Below are 16,798 nucleotides of genomic sequence, written 5' to 3'. Positions count from 1 at the left end.
CGGGGAGGATACCTTCTGCCCGGGCGTCCGGTTCAAAGGTTCTTTCCGCCGTGCTCGGTCTCGGCTTCCTCGCCGGCTCCCTTCTGACCGCCGCACCGGTTCAGGCCGTTGGCTCTGTGATCGGCACCCCGATTCCGCGGGACGAAGTCATCAGCCGCGTCGCCACTGGCAACAACCTCAGCTCGGCCCTGGGGCCCGTCCGGACCGGGCTGAAGGACGGCGGCGCGTACCGGCAGTACCAGCGCGGGTTCGTCGTCTACTCGCAGTCGACCGGCGCCCACGTCTCACGGGGCGATCCGCACCGCCTACGGCAAGCTCGGCTACGAAAAGGGGCGCCTCGGATACCCGACCACAGATGAAGTGACCACCAGCGACGGCACCTACCAGCAGCACCAGGGCGGACCATCGCCTGGACGTCGGCCAGCGGTGCACATGCCCTTGTCGGCGCGATCCGTACGGAATGGATGGCCGCCGGCGGTGTGACCGGACCCTCGGGGCGCCCCTCTCTGACGAGACGACAGGGCTGAAGCTCGGGGGCGCCTCGCAGACATTTCGCGGGGGAGCGATCGTCTGGACGCCTTACACCGGTGCCCAGCTGTCCAAGAGTGCAATCCGGGCGGCTTGGCTGAAGGCTGGGGATGGCCTTATCGTTCAGCAGTTCTTAGACGGCAAGATCACTTGGAGTGCCAAGACGGGGGCCATTGTTACCGTCTATCCGCAGCATGCGCCATAACGGCTGAGGGTACCTTCAGGCTCTCCGGGGTGTGCGGACTTTTAGCGACGACCGCTTAGAGCTCCCTGCCCCCGCGGTCCCCGTCCGCTCGCCTGGCCTCTGCGTCGCCTTGATTGTGTTCTCGATCCTTGCCGGCCTCGCGGCCAACAAGGGCGAACCGTATCGCTACCGCTGCCGTTCCGCGTCATCTCCTAGTGCCTGCGACGAAGTGCTGCCTGCTCGATGACAGGCTGGACGGGAGTACACCGGGGATATGGACACAAGGTCCTACCAAGCTGCTAAGTATCCATTGGCGGCGGGAGTCGCGCCTCAAGTGAACCTCGCCACAGACATGCAGGGCTGGCCGGTCAGTTGCCGGGCCATTCTCCGGTCCAATGTTCGAAGAGCCGCGCTCCGCCGCGGTCGATGAGAGTCTTTATCACAGCGTAAATAGCGCCCTGTATGGCGGCGGTGATGAGGATCTCTTTCAGCGCGTAATCGGTGGACAGGGGATTGGGTGCCTCGTCGCGGTCGCCTGGGGCGGCGTGCTTCCACACCTGTTTGAAGATTTGGCCAGCGATGAGGCCGCCGATCATTCCTGAAGCCAGCCCGATCGGCCGATACAGTTTCGCTGGCTTGCTGGTGGGTTTCTTGGCCATGACATCCCTCGGGTACAACAGGGGCTGGCCGCTCGGACGCGGCGCCGGGTGGCTACCCAAATTACTCCAAACACCGCCACGGCGTAACCCATACAGGCCTGGTCGGGGTCCACTCCCTGAGGGTGGCCGTGCTGTTCGTGGACACCCGCCCAGTGGATGCGAGCATGTTCCACCAGCACCTGCTAGGCGCCGACGACCCGAAGAGCTTCTTCATGATCCGGGGTGAAGCCGGAGTCTCGTTTTAGCCCATCATTCATGTGGCGGTTACGGCCCGCTGGTAGTGTCCGCTCAAAAATGAACTGCTGATAGCTCCGACCTCTGCGATCGAAGACCTTGCCGGCCTAAGGGCTTCGATGAGGACTTCCGGGGCCAGCGCGTCCCGCTGCCGGGGCTGGCCGGTAAGGAGACTGTCCTGCTGCCGTACGTGCGAGAACAGGGCATCCGCAACAGCAAGCTGCCGGCAACTCCTCCCAAGGTCTGGCTGAACTTCGTCGCCACAACCGGCCGGCGCGCACGGTTCATCACCGCGCACGAGAACCACGGCGAAGTCCTGGCCGAGCGCACCGACACGCTCCGCTACTTTGACCTGCGGCCCACCCCGGTGTTCGCAGCCCTGGCGGACCGGCTGGTCATTGAATGGACAAAGGACACGGTCAACTGGTCAAACGGGCGACCAGGCAACCACCATGACGGTTGTCGAGATCTCAGACCCGTCCAGCGTGGCGTTCCCGGGATTTGATTCGCTCCTTGTCAGCCTCGACGAGCTCCAGGCCGTCATCACCGACGACCGCTGCGGGCAGTAGCGTACGGCCCTCAGCTCAGTGCAGCGCATCTACCTCATCGCCGACACCAGCCACGGCAGGCTGTAAGTGGGGAAGGGCGACGGCGCAGGGCGCTTCCTGGGCCGCTGGAGCGAGTATGCCAGGAATGGCCACGGCGGCAACGTCGCGCTCCGGGAGCCGGCTGTCGCCGACGCCCGGCACCGGCAGCACTTTCAGTTCAGCATCCTGCAGGTCTTCTCTCCGACCTGCGCTGGCCGCGCAGGTCGATGCAGCCGAGACCCTTTTCAAACCGGTACTCCTGACCCGGCAGTTCGGCATGAACTTGAACTAGCTCGGCGTCTTCCTGCACGAGTCGGAAGTTTGCCATGATGACAGCCTGATAGCCGTGCTTCGGGAGGATGGCGGCAGTGGCGGTAGCCGGCGCCTGGTCCGGCGGTTAGTCAAGATCCCCGATGGCAACGGCCACCACGGTGGTCCGGCCCAGCCGCATTTCGCCGGGCTGCCTCTTTCGGCACGTAGCGAGATCCGCGGCGGCGGCCAACACCGTATCGTGTGTGGTCTGGCTGATCCGGGTGGTGCCGGTGTTCCTCCCCGACAACACGTAGGAGAGCGTGGTCAGTGAGACCCCGGCCCTGGTGGCGACGTCGCGCATAGTGGGGTTCGATGCACGCTTTATATCTCGACCGTCTGTGTATGGGTAGTAGACAGCCATCGTGCGCCCCGGGACTTCTGAAAACCTTGGGACAGTCCGTCAAGTGCGCCCCCGCCCACCCGAATTGGTGGTTTTTGCCCTGTCGCCGTTTAAGGACCGGACGTAGAATCCCCTATGGAAAAGTTGAACTACACCGTAAACATCAACGCTCCGGTCCAGACCGTGTGGGCCACCATGCTGGACGACGCCACCTACCGGGAGTGGACCGGTGAATTCTACGAAGGCTCCTACTTCGAGGGCGACTGGAACCAGGGCAGCGAAATCCGTTTTCTCGGCCCGGACGAGAAGGGCTCCCTGGGCGGGATGATCGCGACAGTGGAGGAAAGCAGACCCCACGAGTATGTGTCCCTCCGCTATGTCGGCCAGATCGCGGACGGCCGGGATGACACCAGCAGTGACGCCGCCAAGGAGCTCATCGGAACCCATGAAAGGTACTCGTTCAGCGAGGCGGACGGCGTTACCACCGTGGATGTGGAGCTCGACAGCCAAGACGAGTACGTGGACATGTTCAACCAAGGGTGGCCTGCGGCGCTGGCGAAACTCAAGGAAATCAGTGAGGCCCGGCGGTAACCCGCGGGACTTAGCGCTTGCCCTTTTTCCGTGACCCGCGGCCGCGGCCCTTGTCCGGGTTGGGGGGCGTACCGCTGGGCCACCTTGGGCTTCTTGGCGCCCGTGCCGCGGCAGTCCGGCCGGGGTTTCCTTCTTCGGCTTCTCCTGCTGGACGGACGGTTGCCGGGAGCTCTGGGCTGTGTGCCCGCGGACAATGCCGATGAATTCCACCTGCAGTGCCATTTCGGGCCCGCCCAGCCCCTCCGCGTCGAGGAAGGTTTCCGCCGCGAGATCCTCCCTCGAACATCGAGATCTCGTGGCCCTTGGGTGCCACGACCACAGGCTGTTCCTCATACAGGGGAAGGGCGTTCAGGCCGTGGCCTGACGGGACTGGCGACAGAGCCGGCACGGCCATCCAGTGCTGGGGCTCGTGCCGGAGGCTCAACTGGGGGCCGCCCCGGATGGACCATTTCCCGGGCCGAATGCAGGAGGTGAAGAACTGGCCCATGGCGCTGTCGCAGGAAGGACACACGAAAGCCCCGTAGGGCCGGCCGCTGGCCTTAGTGCGGTTTGATAGGAGCCTTGGGTGATGTCGGGCCCGGCCGACCTGATCCACTTGTCGATGGCACGGTGCACACGTGCATCGCGCGCTGGTCAAAATCGATGCTCTTCCCGTCCGTCAGCAGCCGCGGTCAGGTCAGGGAGCAGCCCCTTCCGCATTTGACTTCACGTACTCACGGATGTTCAGCCTTACGTCGCACGCACCGCATCAAGCACAGGGTCAGCGCCGGCACGGGCGTGCTTTGCGTCACCATCCCGCCTGATGAGGGTGACCCCGTCACCCGGTGCACCTGCTTGTACCGGGCAGACTTCAGCGTGCTCTGCGGTTACGTGCTCGAAGAGGACCGGTCCGCTGTCGTGCGCCGGCACGACAAGGACCGCCACGACACGATGGACGTGATGGCCAGCTCAACCTACAAGACTCCTCAGCCCAGTACGGCACGCTGAGCCGGGAAGAGCGCACCGCCGTCCTACGGGCGGGCGGCAAGGAACCCGGCAGACCGGGCACCCCGCCCGCAGGGCTTTTGCTGGGCATCTGCTCGGAGCCTTCCACAAGACCGGCCGACGGCTGGTTCGCTAGATCGCACGGGAAGAAGCGCCCCATTTTACGAGCAATGCGAAAGGCTATTGCCAGTCATAGCCTCTAAAGTTCGGCTCCGCATAGCCAGCGGGTAGGCAGCGGTCACTGCGAGCAAGCTGCAAACCTCCCTCTTACGGTTGAATGCGTCTGGATGCTGCTTCCTGATCAGTTGTTCTCGGCTCAGCCGATCACAACGGTCAGCTCCACTGGGACAGCGCGGCGGACTGCATCGTCGACGGGGGAGTGCTCGTCTGCCCATCGAACGATGTCGCGGAGAGCGGCCTCTTCGGTGTCATTGGCGGCTATGCGGACCACTGTGCGCAGAGCGAGTGGTCCTGCAGAAGTGTCCTTACCGATTCCCAGCAGACCGCGGTCATCAGATTCACTGTCAACATCAACTTCGAGCAGGTTTAGCCTTACTCCCTTTTCGGCGGCACGCATGGCGATGAGCGAGACCAAGCAGGCGGCGCTCGCCGAGCGCAGCATCCATCCCGGAGTAGGCGCCGAACCCTTCCCGCCAACTCCTGGCCCCATATCCGTCACCAAGGACCAGCCGTGGGGGCCGTCAACCCGGACCCGGAGCCCATCTTCCAGCACGGCAGTGGCCGTCGAGTCGCGGGAGCGGGTCTTCTCCGGGTTTTCGTTCAAGTACTGCCGAGACCTGCTGATGGCTTGGGCTACTTCCGATTGCGACATATCTGGCACTCCCTTTCCGCCGCGGACCGAATCGGGCAAGAATACACCTCTACGAGTCAGGGTGGGTGTCTCAGGGCAGCGAAGCGAGGATCTCATGCGGCCATACTTTGATGACAACGTCGTTCAGATCCTGGTTCGGGCTGCTCACACAATTAGGTGTATAGCCCGGGTTCAGCATGGTGAGATTCACCGGGGCGCCGAGAAGGCCTCAGGGTTGGACCTTGTTGGCCAGATTTCAGGTCGCTATACTCGGGCGCGTTCCAGACGCACCACGCAGCCCCGGGAGGAAGCCGTCCGGCGCTGGGCCTTCAGCTACCGAGACGTCTTCTCCAGGCACACACCACTGATCCCGGTCATAGCGGTCCTGCCCGTCACCAATGCGCCCAAGACCGTGGCCATGTACGAGGCAGTCAGCAACGGCTTCCGATCGGCCGGAATCCCCGACCAGCACATCGTCCCCGCCATCGTAGCCCTGGAATCCTTCATCTTCGGAGCCGCCTACGACGTCAACGCACCCCACGCCATCTTCGAACCAGGAACGCTCGCCGACTCCACACCCAGCTTCACCTCTGGCGTCAAACAACATGCCAGCCAAGGACATCAACGGCCCGCCGATGTCGCTTTCACCCTCGGCCTCGACGCACTTATCCAAGCACTCCGCAGACTACGCGAACCGCCCTTCGGCTGACCGTCCATCTCCGCACGAACCACGGCCTGATCCTCCTATGTGCCCCTTCGCCCCCATCAAAGACTAGGCAGGGCCACGCTTGAGTGGCTGCGTTGCGTCGAAGAACCCGAATTCCTCACTGCCTCATCGTGTACCCACGCCCGTTCCTTGTTCGCGGATGAAATCGAGATCCCCACGGGCAAGCATCATCTGACCATGCCCGTCGACTTCGATGTTCCCGACCGAATTTTGCTGGATCCGGGCGGTCACAGTGCGCGGCACCATCAAGCATCCCGGATTGTTCAAGAGCCACTTGCGCGTTTCAGAATCAAGTCGGTCCCACTCGTCTTTGAGTGCCATCTCGGTTGTGTGCCCTTCCCCCAAGTTCCCCTGGAACCCGATGCCGGGCGCAGGGATTCCGATCAAGATTACGCGTCGTGTCGGGAGAAGAACATTGTCATTTCAACAAATCTGGCAACTCTCCAAGACAACCACTGAACATCTCGGAGCAGGACGCAAGCAATCATTCCAGAGCCACAAGACCGTCCCGGGAAGACTGGGGGAGACGTCCCGGAACGGCCAAAATCATTACATCTTCTTCTCCGCGGGCGCGTCCACTTCTGAGCGCAGCCCGGAAAAGGGCAGCGGCCGTGGAGGCGGCTGCGCCGGGAGTGCCAACCAGTTCCCTTGGTCCCACCTGCTCCAGCAGAACGGCTGCCTGTTTGCGCTGCTTGACTGTCAGATTGGCCGTAAAACAAAGTATCTGTCCGGGCGGCAGGTTTGAGGTGCGAACTGGAGTCGAGCTGGGAGTTCATCCTGGACCGGGGAACTTCGGGCGCTACGAATCCTGGCAGGCCATGGAGCACCGTCTGTACGAGGACGTAGTCGTGGAGGCGGTCTGGCTTCAGAGCTGAGGTTGGAGGATCACGTTACTTGTTTTCGGGGATCTCAGCCGGATGGAGGCGCGCTGCCAGATGTCCCGGCGGAAGGGAGTCGGAACTGCTTGATCGGCCAGCGCGGACGCGCAGGAGGCTATTTTTCTTTAGTGTCTGCGCACCGGGTACAGCCACTCCCGATCTCGGTACGCGCCACCCCTCGGGGTGAATAGTCAACCATATAGTGCACCACGTGAGGGGTGACCTTCCCGCACTCGTCGCAGTGGCGGGCTTCGATGTTCGTTCGGGTCTCCATGGGGGCCATCTTAGGAGGGGATGCACGTCATGTAGGCGCATGGTTAGCTGCCTCCCGGATCGGGAAGAACATCGGCCTGCCAGGGGCCGACGCTTCGGTTGGTGGCACGATGGAGCATGGATATTATCGAGTTCCTGGAAGCCCGGATCAGTGAAGACGAAGCTGTCGCCCAGGCAGCTTCCCCTGCGCCTTGGGAATGGTTCAGGAAAGACGGAACCCGGAGTCCGGCGCTCTACGCCGCGGACGAAGAAACGGTCCTCGACGCCTACGCTGACCACGCCCCCGGCTACCTCGCCTCCAAGGACGAAGACAGGACATACATTGCGCAGTTCAATCCGGGTCGCATCCTCGCAGAATGCGCGGCGAAACGTCAGATACTGGCCAACGTACCCCTCGTCGCCACCGACATGGCCAGCGAGGTTGGCGGGACCAGCGAATACGTCCTCATGTGCATGGCGTCGCCATACAGGGACCACCCCGACTACCAGGAAGGCTGGGCAATCGAGTTGTGAGAGCTCGAGATCATCATGACGAGGAAATTTCGCTGGCGTGTCGTAGTTACAAACGGCCATGATCGCACCGAAATCTGGTTCGGAATCGCAGCCAACAAGACGGAAGCTGAAACCAAGGCCTTATCCGATCATCCAGGCTGGTCCGTTCAGGAAGCGAACCGTGTTGTCTCTCCCTACGGTTAGAGGTGCAGGCTCGGACCAAGGGGACAAATCCATTCGGATAACCGACGAGCAGAAGGGCACCTGAGATCGTCCCCCGCCGGCGCACATGGCTGTGCCTGCAGAGTCCTGCTGCTGGTATCCCCTGCCCCTGCCCGTCGAGACTAAAAGGGGAGGGCCGCGCTGGCGACTCCGATGAGAGTCGCATGTTTAAGAGCACCCGCATTGCAGGCTGACAACATACCCTCCGGCGAGCGCTGCCACCCTGGGACTAATAATTCGGGGCCGGCATTCTCCCCTCGGCGACTGGTCAAGCCGGCCAATCTTGATTTGCGACTCAGATAATGAGCACACGGTTCGCTACGGCCTGTTCGGTAGCCCAACCCCTCGCTGTCGCCTCCTACACCGACGAGGCCCTGCACTTGGCGGAGCAACACCCTGCCCTTACCAGAGGGCGATTGTCACCGCACTGGACCTCGGACAACCCGCTCACACGCAACCGGAGATTTTGTGCAGACAGTGTCTGCACAATCACTAGGAATCAGTGCGAAATCGGCAGGCCGGCCCGGAACAAATAGTTGCAGCGCCCGGTTTGAGCAGGCTTGTCCTTGGAAGGGAACCGCATGCATGACACGCAGAGGACGAATCCGCTGCTATTGCTCGACCCTAGGGAGTGACACCATCACCCGCCGTGCGGATCCTGATAGTCCAAAGAACTTGTGGAGCGCATGTCGGAATGGGGGTGTGGCATTATGGCGGAATGGCTACTAAAGACTCGATGGAAGGGGTTAAGTACTACGCTGAGGCGCTCACTCGTTGGGACCGCGTCAATGCCGCCTACCAGCGAGATGAAGCAAGCCGAGAAGAGCTCGATGCAGCGTGGGAAATGCGGAAGTCTGCGTTCGAGAACCTACAGCGCTTGGAGCAGGCTGCCGCAGCTGAGCGCTCACCCAGCTAGGGTCGGTGGCCGCCAGGTCGGTGGCCTTTGCTCGGTGCGCTTGTGGCGGTAGCGTACCGCTATGGCGGATGAGGGGCAGCAGCAGGCGGCATTGGCCGGGTGGCCGCCAATATCCGGGGGAATCCTGTTCGGGATGGGACTGGGCGGGTTTGTAGACGGGATCGTCCTGCATCAGATCCTGCAGTGGCATCACATGGTGAGCGCCACCGCGGAGCACCCAGCGGATACCGTGGCGGGCCTGGAGGTAAACACCTTTGTGGACGGGTTCTTCCATCTGGTGATGTGGCTGCTGGTTCTGGCGGCATCAGTTGTAACTATTCTGGCTTGGCGACGGGGACGGCTGGCACCCAACTGGAGCTTCCACTTCGGCCTTGTCATGGCGGGATGGGGCATCTTCAACGTGGTGGAAGGCATCGTAGACCACCACTTGCTCCAAATCCACCACGTTCGGGACGACCTTGGCGGGCCACTCGCCTGGGACCTTGGATTCCTGGGCTTTAGCCTGTTGCTCATTGTTGGCGGCTGGCTGCTCTACAGGAGAGGCCTGGCTGCACTCGAACAGGCATTGCGAAAGGCGTCCTCCGGAAGTCCTTGACCTCTCCATGGGGCTGGTGGAAGCCTGAGACTCTCTGACGGCCCGCTTCTAAGGTCTTGGCGATCATCCTGTCCTTCGCGTCAGGCGCCCTGATTACTGCCCTGAGTTTCGAGCTATTCGAGGACGCCTTCCAGCGCGGCGGGATTTGGCTCGCGGCTGTTTATTGGTGCAGTGGTGTTCACGGTCTTGAGTGCGCTACTTGACCGCTGGGCGCAAGCGGGCCAGGACCCGGTTCCAGCGGACGAGCACCAGGGCAGCGCCAAGCTTGATACGGACGCCGCCGCCACGGGGCGTGCGCCTTCCCCGGCCTCCACCCGGGGTGCGGCTGGTCTGGCACTGCTTGCCGCCGCCACGCTTGACGGCGTACCGGAGAATCTCGCGCTGGGCGTCTCGCTCGGGGAGGGGACCGGGGGTTTGGCGTTACTGGCTGCAATCTTCGTCTGCAATCTGCCAAAGGCCCTTGCCGGGGCAGCCTCGATGCGCAGCCAAGGCATGTCCACGCCCGCCACCGTCAGACTTTGGGGACTGTGCTCCATCGTGCTGGAGGTCAAAGACGCCTTCGAGGAATAGCAGCCCGGCAGAAATCAGACGGGAGTACTCTCCATATTAGAGTGTGTCATTTACCGACCTGATACTCAGCCACACGCCAGCACAGAAGAACCGGGCTCAGGGATAAGTGTGGCCCTCAACGAGCTCGCAGCTCCGTTCTATCCGACGGGTGGCAGCCCACTGAACGGAATCGCTTCCTGCCGCGCCCCCAGGCTTACCGGGACGATGAGGTGACAATTTGCTGTACTTGACGAAAAAGGTGCTGCTTCGGAGGCGAGGCGAGCACACCGCCTCGCACTGCCAGCAGACCACCGCTGCTAAATACTTGAGGTCTTCAGCCCACGGACCAGCCATTCACGACGCTGTGGCCACTCTAATAGCGACACTCGGGCCGGTGGAGGAACGGGAGTCAGAGAAGGAAATCAGCTTTCGCAGGCGACGCGGGTTCGCCTACCTGTGGTGCCCCGGCCAATACCTGCACTCTCAGATGCCGGCGGTACTTACAATCGCCCTTCCCCGGAAAGTGCAGTCACCAAGGTTCAGACTAGTCGCGCATCCGTTAGCCCTGGTTTGGATGCACCATCTTGAACTCCCCGACGCAAGTGCCATCGATTTGGAAGTCGCCTCCTGGCTGCGCGAGGCGTATGACGCCGCTCAGTGAGATCGGCGGCATTGAACAAGCCAAGGAAGACCTGCAGGTTTAGGATGAGGATCCACGGCCAGTTAACGCCAGGCCCGAAATGAAAGGTGTTCTACCGTGATCGGATTCATCATTGCCGGGCTTGTGATCGGTGCACTTGCACGGTTGATCAAACCTGGTAAACAGAACCTCAGTATCGTTGCGACTCTGCTGCTGGGTTTGGCAGGCTCTGTCATCGGCGGCGTGATTGCAAGTCTGTTGGGGACCGGGGATATCTTCGAGCTGAACTTTCTCGGTTTCATTGTCGCCGTCATAGCAGCCGTTGCGTTGATCGGTGTTGCTGAGGGTATTGCTGGCCGGCGTAAGTCAGTGCGGTGACTTCCCCGCCGCTGCAAGATGGGAAGGGACTGACCAGGTGAGAACATCAGCAGGACGAAACCGGCAACCGTGCAGGCGACCCCGACCCCGACCCCGGTGAGGATCAGTCCCAGCATGCTGATGGTGTTGTCGCGCCGGGGTGGGCCCAGGGTCCACCGGGAGGGGTGACACTGGTCGTAATGAAGCTCGACCTGGGGCGCCGGTGTCCAGGCCCCGGTTCCCTGCCGGGGGGTGCAGGGACAGGTGCGCAGTGTTGGTGCTGTCGGACCTACGGAAACCCGTGTACCTGCCGGCGTCGAAGACCTGGGCAGTTGTGCTGGTCGAATGACAGCGGAGCCTGCCCAGGACGTCACCGGTGATGAGCAGCGGAATCCCCGGCACGAACCCGACCAGGTCATCACTTCCAGGATGGGACCTAGGAACTCCGCGGGCTGGCCATACAACCGATGGCCTGGGGGATCCAGCTGTCGCACGGCTGCTGCGATGAAGGGTTACGTCCGGTTCGGAGTGTGGCTAGGATGAAAAGGTGATCTGCCGGCAGAAAGCCGGCCGCAGCAACAGGCTTCAGGTTATGGGCATGCTTCCGTGGCCAGTGATGACGTTAGCAGTTCCCCGTCCGCTGGCGGTGTCGGCGGTGAGTGCTGTGATGGCGTTGGCCGCCGCAGGCTGCACTTCGGAACCACCCGCGCCATCCGCATCGGTCAGTGCATCACTGCCAGGAAATATCCCGGCCGACCTCTGGAACCAAGGCACTCCCGACCCCCTTCGGCCAGCGGGTCTGGTTGGCAACATAACCCCAACGGTGCCGCTGGTCGCCACATCCTATGAAGAGGGCACCGACACCATCGGCGACTGGCGGCTAATGGACATCAACCACGAACGCACGAAGCTGGTGATCCAATACTCCCAAGGGGGACCCTGCGCGACTGCCAAGGGAATCCTCAAAGCCGAAACCTCCACGGCTGTCGCCCTTGTCCCCATCTACCAGAACGGATCTGCAACGCCTTGTAACGGACCCCTGAACACCCCCGTGAGCACCGTCACCCTGGATAAGCCGCTGGGTGACCGTGAGCTGCTACACCTTGCCGATCACGGAACAATGCAGAGCCCGATGCCCGTGCCCTCCCGGTGAACCCTCAGGCAAGCACAGCAATCAACTGGGTTCACCCCTGCCCCTGAGCGACGTAAGCCGATCAGCGGGAGCTGCGAACCCTCCCAGACATGGCTTCCCAGTACTGACTACGCTTGCTCCTGTGCAGAAACGTCAGGTTGGAATCTAAGACCTTCTCGTGGGCGTGTCAGAAAATCCCGTTCCGGACCCTATTCTGACGGCACTCGGGCTGCGTGCTTGACGTCAGGTTGAGATGTAGGGGAGCTTGGCTCGCCTAGCTCGTTTCTGCTGGAGCCGATGGATGCTGTGTGGCGCAGATGGGTTCCTTAGTGACGAGTAGCGCGGGGATCACAGGTAGGCCCATGCGGTGGCCCACCAGTTCGGTTTGCAGCAACCGACCAACATCGAGCGCCGGCAAGGAAAACATCGATGAAATGCGCCGTGTCCCTACCGGATTCCGGCAGACCCATGAAATCTTGTTTCGCCGTGATGGCCAGGAATTGAATGGGCAGGTCCAACTGCTCAAGCTGTCCGTGCGGGCCTTCGCCGTCCATGGGCGGGGAGCCGCCGGGTTCCATGCTGCGTACGCCATTTTGCCGGCGAGCCAGCACCCGGCATTCGTGCCCGTGCTGTGGGACGTAGCCAACGGGCCGCGCTGAGTGTCTTCGTCAACGTCTCGATAGGCCAAGGAGCACGCGACGATTCGCTCTCAGCGACTTGGGGGAGCATTAGGGGACGAATAGTGGTGCACTCTATACACATGGAAGATATTCACTAGTCGGCAGATACTCATCGTTGGTAGACGCCAGGCAGGAACTGAACAAATGAGAGTGGGACTGCGGCTACAGGGAACCAACTGCCGGACCGTTGTACTGGACGGGCGGACTGTAGTTTCCGCCGCTCGGGAGGTGCACGCGGGCAGCTTGTCGGAAGCATTGGAATCGTCCCTGTCAGTGCTCCGTCGGGAGTTCGGGTCAGGCATCACGGAGATCACCGCCGACGTCGGACGGGCTTTGGTGGAGCGGAAGCTGGCCGACGTCGTCGCCATCCGCATTTCACCCCGTCCCCCGGCGGACGACTTCCACATGACCGTGCTGCCACCCCTTGTTGAGCCGGCAGTGACGCGGACCGTGCATGTCCGCGGGGGTCACGACCTGCGGGGGCGGCCTCTGGCCCGGTTGGATCTGGAGTCGTTCCTGGCCGATCTCCCCGGCATCCTTGCCAGTGACGTACGAAGCGTGGCGATCACTTCCGTCGGTTCGACAGCGTCAACGGACCATGAAACGCGCATAGCCGATGCCATCCTGAGCATCGACAGAGATATGCGGATCAGTATTTCCAGTGACTTCTATTCCAGCGTTTTCCGGGACCGCGACTACACGGCCATCCTCAACAGCGCCCTGATGGAGACGGGGGAAGAGCTGGCGGCCATGCTTGAGGAGGCAGGCCGGCGCCAGTTCCCGGCAACCCACTTGTCGTTTGCAAAGAACGACGGCGGCCGCGCACCGCTGTCACGGCTGGCCTTGGCGCCTGTCCACGGGTTGCGCGCCGAGCCCGCGATGGGAATCCTTGGCGCGGCCACGTTGGCGGGAATCCCCGAGGGGGAAGTCATTCTCTTCATGGAGGCCGGGGCAACCGTGGGCCACACCCACGAAGGCCTGCCTGTCGCCAGTAGCCTCATTCGCCAAGGATTTGACGCGAGCCTGGCCAGCAATGCCGCCATTCTCGAGCCGTACACCGTCCACCACCCGGTTCGCACCAACACTCCCTCCGTGATTGCCGACCTCCGCGAGTGGCAGGAGACGGCACTGCCCTTCGGGCTGGTGCCCACTCTGCCGGCGGTCCAGGACGCCGCACTTGTCGGATCTGCCGTGGCCCCGCTGACAGCGTGGATCGACAGGCTCGAGACCGTCAGCGGCCGAATTGACCTGAAACGGGCACAGAACCTTGCCGAAGAGGACGCCCACTCAGCGGCGGTCCAGTTGGGCGCCAGCCCCGGGCAAACCCACATCCTTGAATCGAACGTCTATGCCATGCCCTACGGCAACCCCGGAATCGTTCGAATCCGGGTCCAAGCGGCGGGAGAAACGTCCACCAGCGAGGAACACGTGCTGCCCGCAGCCGCGCGGGGAACCAACCCATGAGCACCATACTCACTACCGAGGACATCCGGAACCTCCGCACCGGGGCCCACTTCCTGACCTGCACCATCGACCCGACGGCTATCTACATCTACGCAGAGATGATCCAACGGGCGATGGAGGACCGGTCATTGGAACTCATCACCGTCGACGAGCTTGCTCCCGACGACCTGGTGGTGGCGATCGGAATGGTAACGCAAGGCCTTTTCATCGCCGACATGCCTCCCGTCGGCGATGAGTTCCTCGGCTGCATCCGTGCCATCGAGGCCAGTCTCGGCCGGCCGGTGCGAGCGATCTATTCGCTCGCCGCCGCCAACATCAACGGAATCGTCCCCCTCATGGTTGGGCTGCAATCGTCGCTGCCCGTCATCGATTCCGACCCCATGGGCCGCGTCTTCCCCTTGATCAGCCAGACAACTCTGAACATTGGAAACGTGGCGATCGGCCCTATCGCGCTCATGGGGGTAACCGGGGAACGGGCGGTGGTTGAGGTCGAAAGCCCGGAGCGGGCCGAGACGCTGGTGCGTGCACTGGTGACCGAACTCGGCGGCTGGGCAGCCACCGCCATGTATCCGTGTTCCGCACAACAGCTGAGGGAGCATGGCGTTCATGGCTCCATCAGCCGCATGATCCGGATCGGGCAAATCCTCGACGCGAGCACCCCGGTTGAGAGAAAACTGTTGTTGCTCGCCGATCTCCTTGGCACCACGCGCATCGCGCGGGCCCGTGTGAGCCACATCGAAAGCCTCTCCCGGCCCACCGACCTCGGCTTGCCGGCGCAGCCGTCCAGCGTAACGCTCGAAGACGAAACCACCGGCCGCATCGTCCGTCTTGAAATCCAGAATGAGATCCTGCTGGTCCTCGTGGATGGTGCGGTAACAGCAGCCGTCCCGGACATGGTGACGCTACTCAATTCCGAGCAGGGCACGGTGGTCAACATAGATGACGTCCAGGTGGGCGACGTCATCGACATCGTGAAGATCACGGCAGCGGCGCAGTGGTACACGGAGGCGGGGCTTGATCTAACTGAGCCAAAGGCCTTCGGCATTCCGATCGTGCACCCAAGGCGGCGACATGCGTAGATCGAAAAATGAAACCCGGCTCGATGTCGCCGGGCTGTTGGCGCACGGCTCCCTCCGGGGCACCACGCGGCTATATCTGACTCCATCCAGCGGGTTGATAGAAAGTGTTGTTCTCGTCTCCCAGCTTGAGGCAATCCGGCAGGTGCGGCCCAATACTGTGGTAGTGCTCTCCCCAGAGATGGGATCAGGGGGTTGGCTGGTGTCCGCGGCGCTGCGACATGCCTGGGAGCGGCGGGCCAGCGCCGTCGTCGTGGCCGGCAGCGCCTATGCAAGCGCGGCGGTCGGACTGGCGGAGCGGTTGGGCATCACCCTGCTGGCCACGGACGGGGAGCCTGCAGCGCTTGCCTTGGCACTGGCGGCCGAGATCGGAGCGGCACTGTCAGTGGTCGATGCGGAACTGGCCAGGGTCGCGCGGACAGTCGCAAAGGACACCACACTCGGTGATGTCCTCAAGACCGTTTCCAGAGAACTGGACGGGGTCGGAGTTTCACTGGAGCACGACGGTTTGGTTCTGGCCTCCGCCGGAATGCCTCCACGGGAGACTGACGAAGTCATTACCGTGGAAGTCGGCGATGCCAATAGCGCCGTCCCCTTCAACCTCACGGCACGCGTGCCCACTTCCGGCGTACACAACCTGCGGCTGGTTCGCTCAGTCCTTGAGGTGGCCACCCCCGCGGTGAAGGCTGCATGGCTGTTGGAGGACCTACTCAGCACTGCCCGGGCCGTTCCCACAGCAGCGATCGCCGGGTTGGATCAGGACCCTGACGCGTCAGGCGCGGAGTTCCACGAAAAACACCGACATCTGCTGAACCAGTTGGGTTGGCGCGAAGGGGAGCCGTACGTGGCCGTGTGGTTCCGCAGCGGGCAGGCGCAAGACCATCGTCCCGAGCTGACGGCCGTGTTGCGCCTGCTCTGGCGCAAGGTCACAGTACGCAGCCCCTTGGCTGAGGTTCAAGGCGGTTGGCTGACGCTCGTACCGGCCTTGGATCTGGACGCCTCGACCCAGCTCGAAACTCGAATCAGGACACGTCTGGGGTCAGCTCTTGCCGAGCTTGGCCTGGTGACGGGACTGTCCCGATGGCAGGAGGATGCCCCGGCGCTGGCGTTGATCGTGCGTGAGGCGCGGCTGGCTGCTGAATCCGCCCGGTCAACTGCGCCGGGCACGGTTCTAGGCTTCGCCGGCCTCGGCGTGGTCGCGGCCACGACCTTCGTCGACATGGACGCTGTCGCGCTCGTGGCCGAACTATCACTGCCGCGGCTGATGACCTCCCCTGACCGCGACGTGATTATTACTGCAGTGGCCGCGTTCCTCGATCACCGCGGCTCAGTCAGCCTCGCTGCGAAATCCCTCAACCTGCACCGGAACACCCTGCAGGCCCGGCTTAACCGGGCACGGGAACTAGGTGTCCCGCTTGATATCCCCTCTGAGCTGCTTTCCGTCCACCTCATCGCCAAAGTGCTGCGGCGATCTATGCCAGAGAAAACGACTTCCGAAGACCACCTCGAACCAGAAAGGGCTCCCTGAGTTCCATGCCTGAGCCCGACCCCGGTCCGTGCCCGCCGG

General features: G+C 62.7%; 19 protein-coding genes and 3 pseudogenes. 17 read left to right on the top strand and 5 right to left on the bottom strand.

Going from position 1 to position 16,798, the window contains the following annotated elements:
• Nucleotides 1-50 precede the first annotated feature (50 nt).
• The 3 genes and pseudogenes from AC5RWD_RS08640 to AC5RWD_RS08630 all read left to right on the top strand — a co-directional run bounded on the left by AC5RWD_RS08640 (nucleotide 51) and on the right by AC5RWD_RS08630 (nucleotide 733).
• The gene (locus AC5RWD_RS08640; RefSeq protein ID WP_494019620.1) at nucleotides 51-359 is read left to right on the top strand and encodes a hypothetical protein; all 309 of its coding nucleotides are present in this window, start codon (nucleotides 51-53) and stop codon (nucleotides 357-359) included.
• 1 nt (nucleotide 360) lies between these two features.
• Nucleotides 361-527, top strand: a pseudogene (locus AC5RWD_RS08635) (hypothetical protein).
• Nucleotides 461-733 carry an LGFP repeat-containing protein gene (locus AC5RWD_RS08630; RefSeq protein ID WP_494019619.1) on the top strand — a complete coding sequence of 91 codons (273 nt, stop codon included), beginning with the start codon at nucleotides 461-463 and terminating at the stop codon, nucleotides 731-733. The pseudogene AC5RWD_RS08635 and the gene AC5RWD_RS08630 overlap by 67 nt, the downstream one beginning before the upstream one ends.
• Nucleotides 734-1,080: 347 nt before the next feature.
• Here the strand turns inward: AC5RWD_RS08630 and AC5RWD_RS08625 are convergent, their stop codons facing one another.
• Nucleotides 1,081-1,371, bottom strand: coding sequence for a DUF4235 domain-containing protein (locus AC5RWD_RS08625; protein WP_494019618.1), 291 nt, complete (start codon nucleotides 1,369-1,371; stop codon nucleotides 1,081-1,083).
• Between the two features lie 424 nt (nucleotides 1,372-1,795).
• Between AC5RWD_RS08625 and AC5RWD_RS08620 the strand changes: the two genes are divergently transcribed.
• A complete protein-coding gene (locus tag AC5RWD_RS08620) occupies nucleotides 1,796-2,110 on the top strand; it encodes a hypothetical protein (RefSeq protein WP_494019617.1) in 315 nt (104 codons plus the stop codon).
• Between the two features lie 479 nt (nucleotides 2,111-2,589).
• Here AC5RWD_RS08620 and AC5RWD_RS08615 read toward each other — a convergent pair whose 3' ends face one another.
• Nucleotides 2,590-2,805 carry a LacI family DNA-binding transcriptional regulator gene (locus tag AC5RWD_RS08615; RefSeq protein WP_494019616.1) on the bottom strand — a complete coding sequence of 72 codons (216 nt, stop codon included), beginning with the start codon at nucleotides 2,803-2,805 and terminating at the stop codon, nucleotides 2,590-2,592.
• 174 nt (nucleotides 2,806-2,979) lie between these two features.
• On the opposite strand from AC5RWD_RS08615, the gene AC5RWD_RS08610 reads away from it, so the two are divergent.
• On the top strand, nucleotides 2,980-3,435 hold the full coding sequence (locus tag AC5RWD_RS08610; RefSeq protein ID WP_494019615.1) for an SRPBCC family protein: 456 nt from the start codon (nucleotides 2,980-2,982) through the stop codon (nucleotides 3,433-3,435).
• A 10-nt stretch (nucleotides 3,436-3,445) separates the two neighbouring features.
• Here the strand turns inward: AC5RWD_RS08610 and AC5RWD_RS08605 are convergent.
• Nucleotides 3,446-3,922 (bottom strand): annotated as a pseudogene (locus AC5RWD_RS08605) (hypothetical protein).
• Between the two features lie 212 nt (nucleotides 3,923-4,134).
• On the opposite strand from AC5RWD_RS08605, the gene AC5RWD_RS08600 reads away from it, so the two are divergent.
• Complete coding sequence (locus tag AC5RWD_RS08600; RefSeq protein ID WP_494019614.1) at nucleotides 4,135-4,422, top strand: hypothetical protein; 288 nt, start codon at nucleotides 4,135-4,137, stop codon at nucleotides 4,420-4,422.
• A 313-nt stretch (nucleotides 4,423-4,735) separates the two neighbouring features.
• Here the strand turns inward: AC5RWD_RS08600 and AC5RWD_RS08595 are convergent, their stop codons facing one another.
• On the bottom strand, nucleotides 4,736-5,251 hold the full coding sequence (locus AC5RWD_RS08595) for an OsmC family protein (protein WP_494019613.1): 516 nt from the start codon (nucleotides 5,249-5,251) through the stop codon (nucleotides 4,736-4,738).
• A gap of 283 nt (nucleotides 5,252-5,534) precedes the next feature.
• On the opposite strand from AC5RWD_RS08595, the pseudogene AC5RWD_RS08590 reads away from it, so the two are divergent.
• Nucleotides 5,535-5,939 (top strand): annotated as a pseudogene (locus tag AC5RWD_RS08590) (TetR/AcrR family transcriptional regulator C-terminal domain-containing protein); the annotation flags it as partial.
• A 123-nt stretch (nucleotides 5,940-6,062) separates the two neighbouring features.
• On the opposite strand, the gene AC5RWD_RS08585 reads toward AC5RWD_RS08590, so the two are convergent.
• Nucleotides 6,063-6,278, bottom strand: coding sequence for a hypothetical protein (locus AC5RWD_RS08585; RefSeq protein ID WP_494019612.1), 216 nt, complete (start codon nucleotides 6,276-6,278; stop codon nucleotides 6,063-6,065).
• Between the two features lie 947 nt (nucleotides 6,279-7,225).
• On the opposite strand from AC5RWD_RS08585, the gene AC5RWD_RS08580 reads away from it, so the two are divergent.
• The 10 genes from AC5RWD_RS08580 (at nucleotide 7,226) to AC5RWD_RS08535 (ending at nucleotide 16,759) form a co-directional block, all read left to right on the top strand.
• On the top strand, nucleotides 7,226-7,621 hold the full coding sequence (locus AC5RWD_RS08580) for a DUF6221 family protein (protein ID WP_494019611.1): 396 nt from the start codon (nucleotides 7,226-7,228) through the stop codon (nucleotides 7,619-7,621).
• A 1,178-nt stretch (nucleotides 7,622-8,799) separates the two neighbouring features.
• On the top strand, nucleotides 8,800-9,333 hold the full coding sequence (locus tag AC5RWD_RS08575; protein ID WP_494019610.1) for a DUF2243 domain-containing protein: 534 nt from the start codon (nucleotides 8,800-8,802) through the stop codon (nucleotides 9,331-9,333).
• Nucleotides 9,334-9,519: 186 nt separating this feature from the next.
• Nucleotides 9,520-9,903: a hypothetical protein gene (locus AC5RWD_RS08570; RefSeq protein ID WP_494019609.1), complete on the top strand. Its 384-nt coding sequence runs from the start codon at nucleotides 9,520-9,522 to the stop codon at nucleotides 9,901-9,903.
• Nucleotides 9,904-10,141: 238 nt separating this feature from the next.
• Nucleotides 10,142-10,543 carry a DUF5655 domain-containing protein gene (locus tag AC5RWD_RS08565; RefSeq protein ID WP_494019649.1) on the top strand — a complete coding sequence of 134 codons (402 nt, stop codon included), beginning with the start codon at nucleotides 10,142-10,144 and terminating at the stop codon, nucleotides 10,541-10,543.
• 96 nt (nucleotides 10,544-10,639) lie between these two features.
• Complete coding sequence (locus AC5RWD_RS08560) at nucleotides 10,640-10,900, top strand: GlsB/YeaQ/YmgE family stress response membrane protein (protein WP_307106250.1); 261 nt, start codon at nucleotides 10,640-10,642, stop codon at nucleotides 10,898-10,900.
• Between the two features lie 802 nt (nucleotides 10,901-11,702).
• The gene (locus AC5RWD_RS08555; RefSeq protein ID WP_494019608.1) at nucleotides 11,703-12,032 is read left to right on the top strand and encodes a hypothetical protein; all 330 of its coding nucleotides are present in this window, start codon (nucleotides 11,703-11,705) and stop codon (nucleotides 12,030-12,032) included.
• Between the two features lie 341 nt (nucleotides 12,033-12,373).
• A complete protein-coding gene (locus AC5RWD_RS08550; protein ID WP_494019607.1) occupies nucleotides 12,374-12,670 on the top strand; it encodes a hypothetical protein in 297 nt (98 codons plus the stop codon).
• A gap of 264 nt (nucleotides 12,671-12,934) precedes the next feature.
• The gene (locus AC5RWD_RS08545) at nucleotides 12,935-14,155 is read left to right on the top strand and encodes a hydantoinase/oxoprolinase N-terminal domain-containing protein (protein WP_494019606.1); all 1,221 of its coding nucleotides are present in this window, start codon (nucleotides 12,935-12,937) and stop codon (nucleotides 14,153-14,155) included.
• A complete protein-coding gene (locus AC5RWD_RS08540; protein WP_494019605.1) occupies nucleotides 14,152-15,234 on the top strand; it encodes a DUF917 domain-containing protein in 1,083 nt (360 codons plus the stop codon). Before AC5RWD_RS08545 ends, AC5RWD_RS08540 begins: the two co-directional genes overlap by 4 nt.
• 163 nt (nucleotides 15,235-15,397) lie before the next feature.
• Nucleotides 15,398-16,759 (top strand): helix-turn-helix domain-containing protein, encoded by a 1,362-nt coding sequence (locus AC5RWD_RS08535; RefSeq protein WP_494019604.1) that lies wholly within the window; start codon nucleotides 15,398-15,400, stop codon nucleotides 16,757-16,759.
• Nucleotides 16,760-16,798: the final 39 nt, after the last annotated feature.

The organism is Arthrobacter sp. CMU6 (genome assembly GCF_059090205.1).
This window is presented reverse-complemented; position numbering and strand designations above follow the sequence as displayed.